This window comes from Cobetia amphilecti, assembly GCF_032923285.1.
Taxonomy (GTDB): domain Bacteria; phylum Pseudomonadota; class Gammaproteobacteria; order Pseudomonadales; family Halomonadaceae; genus Cobetia; species Cobetia amphilecti.
Window position 1 is genome coordinate 416,946 of the sequence record NZ_CP136695.1, and the last position, 16,380, is coordinate 433,325.

Sequence of the window (16,380 nt, forward strand, 5' to 3'; positions counted from 1 at the left end):
GGGGAGCGGTGGCAGACGGGCAGGCGGCACCCCGCGTTGGGTGGATGTTAGCACGCACTTCGCCATCGACGTCATGTCCGGGAGTCGCGACGCCAGTGTCGGTTCCGGCAACGATGGAGGAGCGTTGCATGTGGCTGGCGGGGTAAAGGAAAGGCCGGGCATGCCGATACAGAGAGCGGCACGTACCGATGATCACGCCGGTACACCGCATGCCTGCATGCCTTGCCACCGAGGGGCAGACCGACGCGCTCTGCGCTGGCGCCCCCGGCCCCCTTCCCGATGGATTTGAACCAAGGAGTGGCGATGTTTGCCTCGTTACGTGCGCGCATCACGTTAGCCTGTGTGGCGATAGTGCTGGTGGCGCTGGTGGTCGTCAGCAGCCTGAATGCCTGGACCACGTTCCGCAATACGCATGCCGATGAGAGCGACTACCAGCAACAGTTACTGAGATCGAACGCCGCCCAGCTGAGCCAGTGGTTCAGCGTGCATATCAATGCGGTGGACGGCATCGCGGCCAGTAGCCTCGAGAACTTCCCCGATGCCGCCTTGACCCAGGCGATGAAGCAGGGCGACTTCAGCAAGACCTATGTCGGCTTCCCGGATGGTCGCTTCCGTTACTTCGATGGGCGCCCGGGGCGGGCAGGATATGACCCGCGCCAACGTGGCTGGTATCAGGCGGCGGTGGCGACCGGCAAGCCCGTCATCACGGCGCCCTATGTCGGTGCCACCAGTGGCGAACTGGAAATCAGCGTGGCGGCGCCGGTCTATCGCGGCTCCCGGCTGGTCGCCGTGGTCAGTGGTGATCTGCCGCTGGCGTTCATCACCCGCACGGTCGCCGAACTCTCGCCGACGCCCAACAGCTTCGCCTTCCTGATCGACGATACCGGCACGCTGATCGCCCACCCGGATGATGCCCTGGTGCTCAAGCCGATGAGTTCACTCGCACCGGCGCTGACGCCCGAGACCCTGGCCAGCAGCAATCGCCTGGTGGCCGCTGGCCAGTCGGCACTGGTGGTCGATATCCAGCAGCGTGACTACCGCATGTTCAGTGCCGAGCTGGATTCGGCAGGGCTGGGAGACACCGGCTGGCGTCTGGCGCTGGCCCTGGATGTGGCCGACTCGGATGCACCGCTTTATGCCCAGCTGTGGACCACGCTGGCCATGACGCTGCTGGTGTTGCTGGGGGCGGCCGCCGTGATGTCGTGGATCGCCAGCCGCAGTCTGCGCGGCCTGGCGCTGGTGCGTGATGCACTGGTGGATATCGCTGCAGGCGAGGGCGATCTCACGCGGCGCATTCAGGTCAGCGGGCGTGATGAAGTCGCCGAGATCGGCAATGCCTTCAATCGCTTCGTCTCGACTCTCAATGGCGTGCTCAGCGAGATTCGCCTTGCCAGCGGCGCGGTGCAGACCGCCGCCGCCGAGATCAGCCAGGGCAGCCAGGATCTGTCGTCACGTACCGAGCAGGCGGCGGCCAATCTGCAGGAAACCTCGGCCTCGATGGAGCAGATTTCTGGCACCGTCGCCCAGTCCGCGGACTCCGCACATGAAGCTGACGGGCTGGCCAAGTCGGCCAGTGAGGTCGCGCGTCGCGGCGGCGAGGTGATCGGAGAGGTCGTCACCACCATGCAGGGCATCGATGACGACTCGCGCAAGATCACCGAGATCGTCAGTGTCATGGACTCCATCGCCTTCCAGACCAACCTGCTGGCATTGAATGCCTCCGTCGAGGCGGCCCGCGCCGGCGAGCAGGGGCGTGGCTTCGCGGTGGTGGCCGGTGAGGTACGTACCCTCGCCCAGCGCTCTTCCGAGGCCTCGCGGGAAATCGCCACGCTGATCAGCTCCGCCAACGAGCGCACGCGCAATGGTGCCGAACAGGTCAGGGTGGCCGGCAGCACCATGAACGAGATCGTCGCCAGCGTCATGCGTGTCAGTGAGGTGATCGGCGAGATCAGCCATGCCACCCAGGAGCAGAATCACGGTGTCGGACAGGTCTCCAGCGCCGTGGCCGAGCTGGACCAGGTGACACAGCAGAATGCGGCGCTGGTGGAGGAATCCGCCGCGGCAGCGGATGCGCTCTCCGAGCAGTCGGCGCGTCTGGCCGAGATGGTGGGCCGCTTCCGTCTGGATGGCCCTGCGCAGCCGCCCGCAATGGCGCCGCGCAGCGCAGGCACCCTGGCCGCTCAGGGCTCGCGTCCCCGCGCTGCCAGCTCCGTCGCATCGGAGGAGCTGGATTGGCAAGCCTGGTAAGGCCGTCAACATGCGAGCCTGTCAGTCGCGAGTGACAGGCATCAGACGCCAGGGCCGCCCTTCGGGGCGGCCCTGGCGTTTTTGGTTATCTGCTTGCCTGTCGACCTTCAGGCGTCGGGCTGGCGGGGCAGTGTGTGGGAAATGAGCGGCAAGGGTTGAATGTGCGCAAGGGTGCCAGCATGTAGTCAATTGAAAGCGAAGCGATGATCGTCATTCTTCATCAACGACGCCTCACGAGAGACAGGGAGTGTGTAAATGGTTACTTACATCGTTGCTGCCGACGCCGCACGTGCACGTATCTTTGCCCGTGCCGCTGGCAAGGTCACCGAAGTGGAAAGCCTCGTACATCCTGAAAGCCGCCAGCATACCGGTGACCTGAGAACCGGTGGCAAGGGTGAATCCAGCGGCGGGCACGGCAGCCTGCATCAGACTGGCGATGATGGCGCGACCTCTGACAAGCATCAGGACTTCTTCGCCAAGGAAGTCGCGCAATATCTCAAGCAGACGGCCAATGACGGCAAGTTCGATCAGCTGATCATCGCCGCTGCTCCCAAGTTCCTGGGGGCGCTGCGCGACAAGCTCGACAAGCCGGTCGCCAAGCTGGTGACGGAAACCGTCGACAAGGACCTCTCCCACGAGAGCGCTGATGAGATCAAGGCACGTTTCACCGGCCTGACTCACTGATCACACCCCCGTCATCCAGAGACCAGGACGCCGCCAGCGGGAACGCTGGCGGCGTCTGTGTGTGAGTGCTCGCTATTCTTGTGGGCCCCATGGCGTGAGGAAGTAGTGTCAGCAGGCTCGGTTGCTGAAGGCCGTGCATGTGCGAATCACGGCACCTGCGGCAGGATGATCTCGTCACTGCGTGAGGCGCTGCCGCTCAGGTTGCGGCAACCGGCGACGAATTCTCGCATCGCCTGGGTGATGAAGCGGTCACGATGGTGGACGAAGCGATAGGCGCGCGTCAGCTCCAGCCATGGAGTGGGCAGCTCGACGAGGCTGCCGCGCCGAAAGGCATCTCTCAGCGCGAGGCGCGAGATGCAGCCGATGCCGAGCCCCGCTTCCACGGCGCGCTTGATGGCTTCGGTATGTTCCAGCTCCAGCATGATGTCGAGGCGCTGGGAGACGCTGGTCGAAGGCCCGTCCAGATGTGGGCGCAATGCCTGCTCGAAGGTGCCGCGTGTGCCGGAGCCACGCTCGCGCATGATCCAGCGAGCCGCCAGCAGGCGCTCAAGCGTGACCTCGCCCTGTGCCAGCGGGTGTGACGGCGCACAGAAGATGCTCAGCCGATCACTGACCCAGTGGGTCGCCTCCAGCAGCGGGTGCTCCACCTCGCCCTCCACCAGCCCGATGTCCAGTTCGAAGTGCACCAGCTTGTCGATCAGCTGATGGGTGTTGTGCACGTGCAGCTCGACGCGGCTGGCGGGGTGATGATGCAGAAAGTCACCGATGATCTGAGGCGCCAGATAGTTGCCGATGGTCAGCGTCGCGCCGATCTCCAGCGAGCCGGTGGCGTCCTGCTGACCGAGCAGCTGCTCCAGTTCCTCGGCCTGGTCCAGCAGCGCGATTGCCTTGGGCAGCAGCTCACGCCCCAGGCCATTGAGCCGCAGGCGCTTGCCATGGCGATCGAACAGCCGGCAATCGAACTGACGCTCCAGCTCGGCCAGTGCCGTGCTGGCCGCTGATTGCGACATGGCCAGACTGTCGGCGGCCAGCGAGACATTGTCATGCCGCGCGACCGCCACGAAGACGGCCAGCTGGCGAAGGCTGTAGCGCATTCGACCTCCTGGGGCATGCTGCAGTGAAGGGGCAGAGATGAGGAGGCGAAAGTGAACGCAACGCAGGATTCGCCGTCAGAGCGGGCGGACCCTGCACGATCAAGGTTGAAATGCGATTCATTCGCAACCAATATTGGTAAACTAGATAACCTATATCCAGATAAACCATTTAACGCATAACCCTGCAGTGACTACAATCGCTGCATAGTTCATTGGGTCATAAGCTGTTATTTGTTTATGCCAATAGAGAATATCGAATTCGAGGGGCCACGCCCCGGGAGGCCATCAGGTGAGCAGTCTGACCACAACCGAAGTCATCGACGTCCATCACTGGAACGATTCGCTGTTCAGCTTCCGCACTCAGCGTGAAGACAGCCTGCGCTTCAAGAACGGCCAGTTCGTGATGATCGGCCTGGAAGTCGAAGGCAAGCCGCTGATGCGCGCCTACTCGATCGCCAGCCCGAACTACGAGGAGCACCTCGAGTTCTTCTCCATCAAGGTGCAGGACGGCCCGCTGACCTCACGCCTGCAGCACCTGCAGCCGGGCGATCAGATCATGGTCTCTCGCAAGCCGACAGGCACGCTGGTACTGGACGACCTGCTGCCGGGCGAGAACCTTTACCTGTTCTCCACAGGCACCGGTCTGGCGCCGTTCCTGAGCGTCATCCAGGATCCGGAAACCTATGAGCGCTATGACAAGATCATCCTGATGCACGGCGTGCGCCATGTCTCCGAGCTGGCCTATGCCGACATGATCGCGGAAGAGCTGCCCAAGCACGAGTATCTGGGCGAAGAGATCGCCGAGAAGCTGATCTACTACCCGACCGTGACGCGCGAGGAGTTCCGCAACCAGGGCCGCATCACGGATCTGGTCGAGAACGGCAAGCTGTTCGAGGATATCGGCCTGCCGCCGCTGGACCCGAAGCGCGACCGCGCCATGATCTGTGGCAGCCCGGCGATGCTCGACGACATCAGTGCCATGCTGGATGCGCGCGGCTTCGCCATCTCGCCGAAGATGGGCGTGCCGGGTGACTACGTGATCGAGCGTGCCTTCGTCGAGAAGTGATCCGCGCGCATCACGCATGAACGGCAAGTGCTGAAACGAAAAAACCGCAGGCCGATGGCCTGCGGTTTTTTCGTGTGCTCATGTCACCCGTCGGGGCAGCACGTCAGTGCCAGGGGCTTGCGCCAGAGGCTCAGACGGCGTCCTTGCCGGTCTCGCCGGTACGGATGCGAATGACCTGCTCCAGCGGCGAGACGAAGATCTTGCCGTCGCCGATCTTGCCGGTGTTGGCGACATTGGTGATCGCCTCGATCACGGAATCGATCATGGCGTCATCCACCGCGACTTCCAGCTTCACCTTGGGAAGGAAGTCGACCACGTACTCGGCACCCCGATACAGCTCGGTGTGGCCCTTCTGGCGGCCGAATCCCTTGACCTCGGTCACGGTGATACCCTGCACGCCAATCTCCGACAGGGATTCGCGCACGTCGTCGAGCTTGAATGGCTTGATGATGGCAGTGACCAGTTTCATCGTGTCTCTCCTTGGGTGATGGTGCGGGTAACGAGGCCTGCTCGTCACGCCGGTCTCTGACTCAAGCATACACCGCTTATCCAGTCAGGAAAAAAGACTCCCGCCAGGTGGCGGGAGTCTTGATGCTGCAGGTGCTGTCGCGTCCAGGCTTACTTGCGGCTGGAGGTGAATTCCGGATAGGCCTCCATACCACATTCGGCCAGATCCACACCTTCGTACTCTTCTTCCTCGCTGACGCGAATCCCAATGATGGCCTTGATGATCAGCCACACCACGAAGCTTGCGATGAACACCCAGGCGAAGATGGAGGCGGCGCCCAGCAGCTGTGCGGAGAAGGTGGCATCGTCATTGGTCAGCGGCACGGCCAGCAGACCCCAGAGACCGACCACACCGTGCACGGAGATGGCGCCGACCGGATCATCGATCTTCAGCTTGTCGAGACCGACGATGGAGAACACGACCAGCAGACCGCCGACGGCACCGATCAGGGTGGCAGCACCGACGCTCGGTGCCAGCGGACCCGCAGTGATGGCGACCAGGCCAGCCAGTGCGCCGTTGAGGGCCATGGTCAGGTCAGCCTTGCGGAACCACAGACGTGCGAGGATCAGCGCGGCGATGACACCACCACAGGCAGCGGCATTGGTGTTGACGAAGACCTGAGCGACCGCGTTGGCCTCATCGATGTTGGACAGCACCAGCTCGGAGCCGCCGTTGAAGCCCAACCATCCCAGCCACAGGATGAAGGTACCCAGCGTGGCCAGCGGCAGGTTGGCGCCCGGGATGGCATTGATCTCGCCATTCTTGCCGTACTTGCCCTTGCGAGCGCCCAGCAGCAGCACGCCTGCCAGTGCGGCGGAAGCGCCGGACATGTGCACGATGCCGGAGCCGGCGAAGTCGCTGAAGCCCGCTGCGCTCAGGAAGCCGCCACCCCAGGTCCAGTAACCCTGCACCGGATAGATGACGCCGGTCATGACCACGGCGAAGGCCAGGAAGGCCCACAGCTTCATGCGCTCGGCGACCGCACCGGAGACGATGGACATGGCGGTAGCCACGAACACCACCTGGAAGAAGAAGTCGGAACGTGCGCTGTAGTAGATGTCGCCACCGGAAGCGAGCGCTTCCTCAGCGGTATTCTCGGCACCGATCAGGAAGCCCAGGCTCGGCAGGAAGCCGCCTTCGGCGCTCGAGTACATGATGTGGTAACCGACGACCATGTACATGGTGCAGGCGATGGCGAACAGCGCCACGTTCTTGGTCAGGATCTCGGTGGTGTTCTTGGCGCGGACCAGACCGGCCTCGAGCATGGCAAAGCCGGCTGCCATCCATAGCACCAGGGCGCCACAGACCAGGAAGTAGAAGGTATCAAGTGCGTACTTGACCTCGATGATCTCGTTCATGCGGGGTTCTCCTTGTTATTGTGCGCGGGGCTCAGACAGCGTCGGCGCCGCGTTCACCGGTGCGGATACGGATGACATCATCCAGCGGAGTGACGAACAGCTTGCCGTCGCCGATCTTGCCGCTGTTGGCCGCCTGGGTGATGGCGTCCAGTACCGATTCCACACTGCTGTCATCGACAGCCACTTCAATCTTGACCTTGGGAAGGAAGTCGACGACGTACTCGGCACCGCGATACAGCTCGGTGTGCCCCTTCTGACGTCCGAAGCCCTTCACTTCGGTGACGGTAATCCCCTGCACGCCGTTGTCGGCCAGTGCTTCTCGCACGTCGTCCAACTTGAAGGGTTTGATGATGGCGGTGATCAGTTTCATGTGCTGCCCCCGTTCGCTACCGGAATGATCATTCTTGTTAAGCATGGCCAGTCAGATGAGCTGGCGGCCTGTTCCTGACAAGTGCATCGCACGAGATGTGCCATGCGGCTGAAAATCCTTGTAACTCATCTGGTTATCGAAGGATGGCTGACAGTCTTTCGGCCCGCGCAAAGATGGCTGAATCCGAAGGTCACCTGGCGTGCACCGTAATGGTGCTGTTTCTGCGCCTTTGGGTGTGGGGGCAAGTGCTAATGTGGTGCAGGTGTGTGCCTGCCGATGAGGATTGTCTGGTGCAGGACGATGCGGGGCATGCACCCGACTCCAGGGTTGCGTATCCTTGCAGCAGGACACGACGGCCCCATGTACAGGGGTGTCATCATTTTCTGACCGGCAGTCCGCACGACGCGGCCGCCGGCCCGCAACGGCTGAGGTGCAGCATGTTCAAGAATGACGTCATCGGGCGTATGGCCCAGCAGATCGGTGAGCGCCTGCAAGATGCCTCGCATGGCCCGGAAGAGCTGCAGAAGTCCGTGCAAGGCGTGATGCGCGGTGCATTCGACCGCATGGAACTGGTCTCGCGTGAAGACTTCGACATCATGATGGATGTGCTGACGCGTACGCGCAGCCGCGTCGAGTCGCTGGAAAAGCAGGTCATCGCCCTCGAGGCACTGCTGGAGAAGCAGGGGCTGGTGGCGGGCAATGCACCGGCTGCCGAGCCCGCCACGCCAGTGGATGACGAGGGGGAAGCCGCGGTAGCGAAGCGTGAAGCCGCCAGTCACGCCGCGGAGATCGAGCGCCAGCGCGACGCCTGATCCCGTCAGGTGACGGCTGAACCAAAACCGCCACGCCCTTTCGGGGCGTGGCGGTTTTTTGCGTCATGGGCGCCGCTGATTCTGAGGGGAGGCCTCAGGCAGTCTGGGGACGAGTGCCCAGCATCCAGCGCACCAGACCTACCACTGAGGCGATGATCCAGAAGATCTCGATCACGAAGCTGGCGAGGTTGAAATTGATGCACAGGCTGATCAACAGCAGGATCGCCCCGCTCAGATTCATCAGGTTGTAGGTCAGGCTGCGGGCATCGAGTCTGCCTATCTGCAGCAGGAAGAAGGCGCCGACGACCAGAGTGGTGCCTAGCATGCCGATCACATCCGCCAGGGATGCCAGCGGGGCAAGCATGTCTTGCATGGGTAGTGCTCCTGAAACAAGCCGAAGTCGTCCTGAATGGCTGGCCCTTTCCGTGGGTTGGACGATTCTCTGCCGCGCAGCGGCGGCGTTCCGTGAGACAGCTTGGCGGTCATCCCGGCAAGGCCGGGACAACCGATCAAATATACAGCAGTCCCCGTCCGGCGGCACTCTTGTTGCTCTCTCGAGGACGCTATCGCCCCTGTATGAGCACTTTCTTGGTGCAGGCAGGTATCGAGCCGGCCTCACACCATGTCCATGTGACGAATGGTGGCGCTGAAATGCGCCAAAACAGGCGCTTATGCGTGGAAAATGCTGCCAAAACCGCTACTTTTAACTCGCCGCGTGCGTTTGTCGGCAATGCCGGCAGCGTAAGCATCATGCCGGTGAGCGATCCGCAGCCGCAGATGCAGATGCAGATGCAGATGCAGGGCACCAGACGCTCTCAATCACCAAGCAGCCGTAAGCCGTCACCCAGCGCCAGGTCCTCAGGCACCAACCCCCGGCATCAACGACCCGATGCTCGTGCAAAGTCCTCGAACGCAGCGCATGCACCTTCTCTGACTCCTCTCCGCCAGGCGCCTCATGAGCTCCTCTGGCTCACTCTGATCTCTGACATGGCTTTCATCACTCGGCTGAGTCGATCGTTCAAGCACCCTGCCTGCAGTTATTGAGTTTAATTTCTGTTGGTTGGTGCTTGTGAGTTGAGGTCGGGCTGTGGGTGTCCTGGTCCGACGTTGGCTCGCTTGATCATCGATGGCATCAGTACCTTGAATGATGAAGTTTTGAGCGCTCAAAAAATGTCCACAAGCGATGATTATGTAATGTTATCCACAGCCTGTCTTTTTGTTACGTATTCAGTAATTGCATGAGTCTGGGGCGTAAAGAAATTTACGTTATAGGCGCGAGAATCGTCACCTGAACACGCATTTTCAGGTGACTGCATGGCAGTGTCGTAGTGGTGTGCGAAGCCTTGCGGCAATTGTCGAGCGCCCGAGCGTTGAGGCGCTCGCCTTCTGGGGAGTATGAGGTTTGCCATGCTGGGAGGGTTGGCAGCGGTGTGTGCCTTCGCGCTCATGGCAGGCCAGTGCCTGCTCCGATTGCGCCGTGCAACTGAGAGGCGGCATCACGCAGGGAAGGCTCATGTCATTGGCAATGTTGCGCACGCGCGCGTCACTTGGTCTCGAGGCACCGGAAGTTCAGGTGGAGGTACACCTTTCCAACGGCTTGCCGGGGCTGTCCATCGTCGGCTTGCCGGAAGCGGCGGTGAAGGAGAGTCGCGAGCGGGTGCGCAGTGCGCTGCTCAATGCCGGCTTCGAGTTTCCGGCGCGCCGTATCACCCTCAATCTGGCGCCAGCGGACCTCCCCAAGGAAGGCGGACGCTTCGATCTGCCCATCGCGCTGGGGATTCTGGTTGCCTCCGGGCAGATACCGGAAGAGGCCGTGGCAGCGATGGAGTGCCTTGGCGAGCTGGCGCTGGATGGCAGCATCCGTGCCGTGACCGGCGTGCTGCCAGCCGCACTCTGCTGTCGCAAGGCGGGGCGGACGCTGGTGGTGCCGCGCGGCAATGCCGACGAGGCGGCACTCGCCGAGGAGTTGGAAGTATTGGCGGTGGGCCATCTGCTGGAGCTGGTGGCTCACCTGCTGGGGCGCGAGCGCCTCACGCCGCATGTGTGTTCGATCATTCCCCAGGCGCGCCTGCCGGAGCCCGACCTGAGCGAGGTGCGTGGCCAGCATCAGGCACGCAGGGCATTGGAGATCGCCGCGGCCGGCGGCCACAACCTGTTGTTCGCTGGTCCGCCGGGCACCGGCAAGACGATGCTGGCCAGTCGCCTGTCCGGCATCTTGCCGCCACTGGGCGAAGGAGAAGCACTGGAAGTCGCGGCGGTGCGCTCGGTATGTGGTCTGCCGATCATGGAGCGCTGGGGGCAGCGGCCATTCCGCGCCCCGCACCACACGGCCAGTGGGGTCGCGCTGGTGGGCGGTGGCTGTCATTTCCAACAATTGTTGCGACTAAACAATAATTACTGCGACAATCTCTATGTTGAGTTTACATAGAGCACGCCCTTGTGACCGTTTCTCTCAAACAATGCAGAACCTTTAGCTTTCAAGATGGCACCCTTAAAGACGAAACTGAGCGCTTGGTCGTTTGGTGGTACGGGCCTATCTTCAAAAATATCCGCTCACAAAGCGTCCCTAAAATTTATGTATTTTTAAGACCTATTGATCAGGAGAACAAATTAGGAGATGTGATTAAGCGAACGACGGTCTTAACGCATGTCGGGCTATTGAGAATCGGCTCCGTCTGGGAAAAGGGCGTGAGCAACTCCCGCATCGCATTTGAGGAGAAAACATTCCCTGTTTCGTTCTCTCCGGGCGGCTGGCGGATTGTCTCCTTAGACGACTTACACAAAGCAGGGCGCAGCCTCTATACCTCCTTTCATGAGGCAAGCTATTTACCGCTGGACAGAAAACACAAATCGTACCTGATTGAATTTTACCTCCCAGGTGGCAAACATCTGCTCATCCCTTGCACCGAATTTTTTGCACGCGTTTACGGTCGATCATCTGAAATCAAGCGGGTGCTCGCCACTTACCCTTGGGAAGAAGTAAAAGAGCGTCTTTATCGACCGCTTAACGCGCCTGCATCCCCAGGTACGTGGCCTGTCAAATTTACGTATCGTGTTCATAAACACGATGCTATTTTGCTCGCGCATATGCTGTACGATCCCTATGCTGAACAGGCTGCCAGAAGCATTTACTCACAGATTGAAGCCCGCTTCCCCGCAGATAGGATACTTTTTGAGGTCACGCCTTGGTTCCAGGGCAGCGGGGAAATCTCTGTTTCTGGCGTTCCGATTGATGGTGGCAACACATTTCTAGGATTGCAGATATTAGGCTGTACGCAGCCCGACGGTGCCACGATCCACCGCGAAAGAGAGAAGTCAACGACAGTACCAGCCACCGATGGCGATGATGCTCCCACTCAATTTCCCTATCATCAGCTTCAAGACATCCCCGATGTCATTGACCTGACGGATGATGAAGAGCCCGACCATGGCTCTTCTTGGCTAGACCTTCCTGAGGACGAATTCGTTATTTTAGGTAAGCCTCGCGCTGTCTTGGATAAACGATATACTCGAAAAAATGTGCCCGATACACGAGGCGTCCCCGTTCCGGGTGACGAAACCATTTTCTCCACTGGGGAGCCACATGGATCAGGAAAAGGGGTCGGACAGGCCTCTATTCATGCTCCTATTACACTGGAATCACAGGGCTTTCTACGTGATATGTGGAATGCGCTTCTCTATTTACAATCGGCCTATCCCGCAACGATTCGTGGCGTTAGCTGGTTTACCTTTGAAGACGGCTTTAGCACTTCCCCCGACCCTCGGTTGATCAGCCTCGAACCTTTCGAAATAGACGAGGAGGTGAAAACGACAGTCGCTAATTGGGTTTACATTGATACTCAGACCAAGCTACCTCGCGGGGTGCTCGTCATTAGGGTGCATGTGTTAGATCAAACACTCTATCTCATGGAGATTCAACGACGCCCTCCAAAACCCAGAGCTGGCGGTAGCGAGGAGGCATCCAAGCCTCCTTCCTATAAAGGTTTGGTCTTCACGCTGAGCCACCAAGGCAGCTTCGAGCAGTGGTTACGCCAAGTGCTGTCTAACGTGCGGCACGTAGAAGGTGTTGTCCAAAAACTAGTTCGTCACTGCCCAGGATTCGCCGATACGTTTAAGCACCCTAAATCCAAAAAGGAACAGATACCCTGCGAAGCCTCTGTGTTAAATGCTTTTAGCAAGGTCAGTATTGGTCGCAGTGACTTAGCGTAGGTACTATTTGTAACCTTATAAGTAGGCGGTATCTGTTTTGTCGGTAAGAGCAACCAGTACACACCGTGTGCAGGTTGCTCTTCTGACGGAGAACCGATACGGCCATCCCTTCAGTGACGGGCGAGAATCTTCGCTGCGATGGGCGAAGTGATCATTTGAATCACGGCAAAAAAAGCGGCTGGAATCGCGATTTCTGATGGCAAACCGGAAGCAGCGACAAACGCTGCGGCAATGCTGAATTCCTTTTTACTGACCGTGAAAAGATAGGTAATCACCTCTTTGCGATCAGAGGTGAGTAACCGTGAGGACATACCTACCAGGTAGCCAATCAAATTGAGGCACAGGGCCGCGCCCGCAATCACAAACGCATACCAGCCATAGCCAATGATCGTGGTGGCATTCGGCCCGACCACGGCGAGTAGGATCAGCAGATACAGAATTGACCCTATCCCTGCATACGCTGAATCATGCCGTGCAAAGAAAGCCGAAAACTTTGTCCGCAAGCTGACCCCAATCACGGTAGGAACAAGCACGATTAGTGTTAATTCAAGAATAATTGAACCAAGCGGCACGTCCAACTGGAGGCCGGTGAGCCATAAAAACAGGAAGGGGACAATGAACGGACATAACGCGGTGTTGACTGCGTTGAAAACAGCGGCAAGCGCCACATTGCCTTTCGCCATCAGTACCAAAAGAGGAGAGGACACATCCGTCGGCAGAGTGCCGAGCAAGATTTGGCCAGCAGCCAGTGGGCCGCTTCCAAAAAATAGACGGCCCGTTAGCCACCCGGCAATCGACATCGGCCCATAGACCAGCCCCAATGCCAACAACTGCCGTGACGGCTTACGGAACACGATGCGCACTGCATGCGCATCGAATGTGAGGCTGATGATCAACATCAGTAATGCCAGTAATGGCCCAATCGCGAACTCAAGCATTATTCCGGTGGCCGGAAAGAGTAAGCCTACCCCCGCGACGACGATTACAAACCAGACAAGGTGCGCCTCGACAAAATAAATGAATCTACTCATGGTGGATTGGACGTTACCGGTTGAAGTGGATTGAGCCCCGCACCTAAAACATGATCACTTCGGCCCAGCACGCCATGACTTGCTTGGGAGCAAGGGACGCTCTTCCCAATCCAGCGATGCAAATAGACAATGCTCAAGGGTTGAAGCTTTAGTTGCTAGAGGTTTTATAGTACCAAGAACAGATAATTCGAGAGAAGGTAACAGATGGGACATCATCATGATCATCCTCACATTGATCCTGCCTCTGGCGACCGGCGCGTCAGCATCTCCATATGGGCCAATGGGCTCTTAACCATCGCTCAAATCGTCGGTGGCATTATGGCGGGAAGCTTATCGCTGATCGCTGATGCGTTACATAACTTTTCAGACATGGCAGCGTTAGTCATTGCTTTTTCCGCTCGTAAAATCGCCAGACGGCCCGCCGATGCGCATATGACCTTTGGCTATGGCCGCATCGAGATAGTGGCAGCACTCATCAATTACACCACCCTCATTATTGTCGGCGTCTACCTGATTTACGAAGGCGCTATGCGGATGATCGATCCCCCTGAGATAGAGGGATGGACGATCGTGATTATTGGTGGCGTCGCGCTCGTCGTCGATGCCCTTACCGCCATGCTCACGTGGTCAATGCAAAAAGAGAGTGTCAATATCCGCGCCCTTTTTCTGCATAACTTATCGGATGCGTTTGCCTCCATCGCTGTGATTATCGGTGGTTCGCTTATTTTACTGTACGACATGCGCTGGGTAGACCCCGCCATCACGATAGGGATTGCGCTATATATTCTTTACCTTGCCTTCTCTGAAATTGGTGGCCCTATCCGTACGCTAATGCTGGGGTCTCCCCCGGAAATTGACGGGCAGGCAGTCGTTGATACCGTCCGAAATATCGAGGGAGTCCAGGATATTCACCATGTGCATCTATGGCAGATGCAGGAAAACATGGCAGCCCTTGACTGCCACGTGGTTCTGACAGAAACCGGCTGGCAGCAGCTTGAATCCGTCAAAGCAGAGATCAAGGAGCAGCTTAAAATGCGCTTCAGTATTGCTCATTCTAGCCTAGAGTTTGAGCATAGTGATCACGCGCATCAAAATGCCAATCTATATGGGCACGAGTGACAGACCGAGGCCGACTCCCGGCTCAGGTAGGTAGCGATCGACTTACTCCCATAGCGATTGGCTTATTTTTCAACCCTACTTTTCCACCCCATCGTTGAGACAGAGAGAGAAACATGTTCAAAAAAGCGTCTTTTATATTAGCTGGTACGTTAATGCTGACCGCTGCAATCGTCGCCGTATCGAAGCCTGCCCTCTTAGACATGCAAGCTCAGGCAGCAAAAGAGAGCGGTGTCCAGGCCGAGGACTCCTTGGTGCGTCCACACTCCCCCATCTTGGGACGAGAAGACGCGCCGGTGACGATTGTGGAATTCTTCGATCCGGCTTGCGAAGCCTGCCGTGCCTTCTACCCACTGACAAAAAGTATTCTGGAAACCTACCCAGAAAAAGTGCGGCTCATCGTGCGCTACACTCCTTTCCACGGCGACGTATCGGACAAGGCCATTCGGGTATTAGAAGTTGCTCGTCGTCAGGGCGTCTTTGAACCGGTACTGGAGAGGCTGCTGGCTCGCCAGGATCAATGGGCTTCACATGGCAGTTTTGATGAATCCGCCATCCTCGATATCGCGAGCCAAGGAGGCCTTGATTTAGCGGCTGCCGAAGAGCAACTGACTTCTGCTGAGGTGCAGGCGGTGATTGACCAAGACATGGCGGATGTCAGAGCCAATCAGATTCGCCAAACACCCACCTTTTTTGTCAATGGCGAGCCTTTAGACCCCTTTGGTATGCAAGAGCTGATTGATGCCGTCGAGAGTGAAGTAGCGGAGATCTCTGGGGAAGGGGATGGCCAGTGATGCAGCGCTGGTGGTTATTAGGCTTGGTGGGCTTTTACCCCTTGCTAGCCGAAGCCAATTGGCAAACGCATCTGCCATTGCCGCCGTCTGAACTTAGCCCTGTCAAGTTACAGGCGGCTAGCGAGCAAGAAGGCACATTACCGCTCGATAGCGTTGATACCCTAACCTTTGGGCGTGATGTCGTCATTGATACCACCCTCTACGAGGCCTTGGCTGCAGAAGGTGTCCCAACGCGTTTCGCCACTAAACTGGAAACACTGCTCAGCGAGTTTATCGAAGCGCCGTTGGAGTTTTCTGGCAGTGAACGTATTCAATTAGTGTGGGAGGAAGATCGACGCCAGGACGGCACCCGTGTTGGGCCACCACGCCTCAGTTATGCCGCTCTGCCTGATCAGGCAGAGCCCTTGGAGGTCATTTGGCCGGTCACCCAAAAGGGGGACGTAGCTCTTTTCAAAAGCGACACCCTGCTAGGCACGTTGCGGTTGCCCGTGCTTAGTGCCCGCTTAACGTCTCGCTTTGGGAATCGGCGACATCCTGTGTATGGAGGGATGCGTCCTCATAATGGAATTGACTTGGCTGCGCCGACAGGAACGCCGGTCATTGCCACCGCACCTGGGCGCGTATCCTTTATGGGTCGCCAAGGGGGATATGGGCAGGTGATCGAGGTGGAGCACGACACAGGGGCAATCAGTCGCTACACACACCTTAGCCGATTTTCCCCACAGTTAGTGGTTGGGAATTTAGTCAATGCGGGAGAGTCGCTCGGAGAGGTAGGTGCCTCTGGGGTCGCCACGGGGCCCAACCTGCATTACGAAGTGAGAGTCAATAACCAGCCTGTTGACCCCCTTGGTCAAGGTCAACGCATCATGCTAGGCGAACAGCCGACTCAAAGTGAATATCAAGCGTCACTTTACGAGGCAAGAGATCGCTTAGAACAAGCTATCGGTACGGCGTCACTTTATGACTTGATCTCGTTTAACGAGCCGTAACCACTCGTGCTTAACAACGTTGCATGGGGGTTAGTAACGTGAAAGTGCGCTTGTCTCGTTATGGAACCCAAGCCGTGTAATCACTCATCTATCACAACACAG

14 protein-coding genes and 1 pseudogene are annotated in these 16,380 nt (G+C 58.6%); 9 read left to right on the forward strand and 6 right to left on the reverse strand.

Annotated elements, in window-relative coordinates; translation table 11 throughout:
* Nucleotides 1-303 precede the first annotated feature (303 nt).
* Both R1T44_RS01850 and R1T44_RS01855 read left to right on the forward strand, forming a co-directional pair.
* Complete coding sequence (locus R1T44_RS01850; protein ID WP_317292470.1) at nucleotides 304-2,247, forward strand: methyl-accepting chemotaxis protein; 1,944 nt, start codon at nucleotides 304-306, stop codon at nucleotides 2,245-2,247.
* 255 nt (nucleotides 2,248-2,502) lie between these two features.
* Nucleotides 2,503-2,931, forward strand: coding sequence for a host attachment protein (locus R1T44_RS01855; protein WP_043331587.1), 429 nt, complete (start codon nucleotides 2,503-2,505; stop codon nucleotides 2,929-2,931).
* Nucleotides 2,932-3,077: 146 nt separating this feature from the next.
* Here R1T44_RS01855 and R1T44_RS01860 read toward each other — a convergent pair whose 3' ends face one another.
* The gene (locus tag R1T44_RS01860) at nucleotides 3,078-4,025 is read right to left on the reverse strand and encodes a LysR family transcriptional regulator (protein WP_107335730.1); all 948 of its coding nucleotides are present in this window, start codon (nucleotides 4,023-4,025) and stop codon (nucleotides 3,078-3,080) included.
* A gap of 289 nt (nucleotides 4,026-4,314) precedes the next feature.
* Between R1T44_RS01860 and R1T44_RS01865 the strand changes: the two genes are divergently transcribed.
* Nucleotides 4,315-5,091: a ferredoxin--NADP reductase gene (locus R1T44_RS01865; protein ID WP_043331585.1), complete on the forward strand. Its 777-nt coding sequence runs from the start codon at nucleotides 4,315-4,317 to the stop codon at nucleotides 5,089-5,091.
* A 130-nt stretch (nucleotides 5,092-5,221) separates the two neighbouring features.
* On the opposite strand, the gene glnK is transcribed toward R1T44_RS01865, so the two are convergent.
* From glnK to R1T44_RS01880, 3 genes are all read right to left on the reverse strand, one after another.
* Nucleotides 5,222-5,560, reverse strand: a complete 339-nt coding sequence (gene glnK, locus R1T44_RS01870; protein WP_024951507.1) for a P-II family nitrogen regulator — start codon at nucleotides 5,558-5,560, stop codon at nucleotides 5,222-5,224.
* A gap of 149 nt (nucleotides 5,561-5,709) precedes the next feature.
* On the reverse strand, nucleotides 5,710-6,957 hold the full coding sequence (locus R1T44_RS01875) for an ammonium transporter (protein ID WP_317292471.1): 1,248 nt from the start codon (nucleotides 6,955-6,957) through the stop codon (nucleotides 5,710-5,712).
* A 31-nt stretch (nucleotides 6,958-6,988) separates the two neighbouring features.
* Nucleotides 6,989-7,327: a P-II family nitrogen regulator gene (locus R1T44_RS01880; protein ID WP_043331582.1), complete on the reverse strand. Its 339-nt coding sequence runs from the start codon at nucleotides 7,325-7,327 to the stop codon at nucleotides 6,989-6,991.
* A gap of 437 nt (nucleotides 7,328-7,764) precedes the next feature.
* On the opposite strand from R1T44_RS01880, the gene R1T44_RS01885 reads away from it, so the two are divergent.
* Nucleotides 7,765-8,139, forward strand: a complete 375-nt coding sequence (locus R1T44_RS01885; protein WP_192839057.1) for an accessory factor UbiK family protein — start codon at nucleotides 7,765-7,767, stop codon at nucleotides 8,137-8,139.
* 94 nt (nucleotides 8,140-8,233) lie between these two features.
* Here R1T44_RS01885 and R1T44_RS01890 read toward each other — a convergent pair whose 3' ends face one another.
* Nucleotides 8,234-8,512 (reverse strand): CBU_0592 family membrane protein, encoded by a 279-nt coding sequence (locus R1T44_RS01890; protein ID WP_043331581.1) that lies wholly within the window; start codon nucleotides 8,510-8,512, stop codon nucleotides 8,234-8,236.
* Between the two features lie 1,140 nt (nucleotides 8,513-9,652).
* Here R1T44_RS01890 and R1T44_RS01895 point away from each other — a divergent pair.
* Nucleotides 9,653-10,498: pseudogene (locus R1T44_RS01895) on the forward strand (YifB family Mg chelatase-like AAA ATPase); the annotation flags it as partial.
* An 80-nt stretch (nucleotides 10,499-10,578) separates the two neighbouring features.
* Nucleotides 10,579-12,348, forward strand: coding sequence for a hypothetical protein (locus tag R1T44_RS01900; RefSeq protein WP_225347467.1), 1,770 nt, complete (start codon nucleotides 10,579-10,581; stop codon nucleotides 12,346-12,348).
* Nucleotides 12,349-12,458: 110 nt separating this feature from the next.
* On the opposite strand, the gene R1T44_RS01905 is transcribed toward R1T44_RS01900, so the two are convergent.
* Nucleotides 12,459-13,379, reverse strand: coding sequence for a bile acid:sodium symporter family protein (locus R1T44_RS01905; RefSeq protein WP_175088977.1), 921 nt, complete (start codon nucleotides 13,377-13,379; stop codon nucleotides 12,459-12,461).
* 204 nt (nucleotides 13,380-13,583) lie between these two features.
* Here R1T44_RS01905 and R1T44_RS01910 point away from each other — a divergent pair, with 204 nt between their 5' ends.
* The 3 genes from R1T44_RS01910 to R1T44_RS01920 all read left to right on the forward strand — a co-directional run bounded on the left by R1T44_RS01910 (nucleotide 13,584) and on the right by R1T44_RS01920 (nucleotide 16,278).
* Entirely contained in the window at nucleotides 13,584-14,498 is a 915-nt protein-coding gene (locus R1T44_RS01910; protein ID WP_225347468.1) for a cation diffusion facilitator family transporter, read from the forward strand.
* Nucleotides 14,499-14,611: 113 nt separating this feature from the next.
* Nucleotides 14,612-15,289 carry a DsbA family protein gene (locus R1T44_RS01915; RefSeq protein WP_175088979.1) on the forward strand — a complete coding sequence of 226 codons (678 nt, stop codon included), beginning with the start codon at nucleotides 14,612-14,614 and terminating at the stop codon, nucleotides 15,287-15,289.
* Nucleotides 15,289-16,278, forward strand: a complete 990-nt coding sequence (locus tag R1T44_RS01920) for a M23 family metallopeptidase (RefSeq protein ID WP_175088980.1) — start codon at nucleotides 15,289-15,291, stop codon at nucleotides 16,276-16,278. The genes R1T44_RS01915 and R1T44_RS01920 overlap by 1 nt, the downstream gene beginning before the upstream one ends.
* Nucleotides 16,279-16,380: the final 102 nt, after the last annotated feature.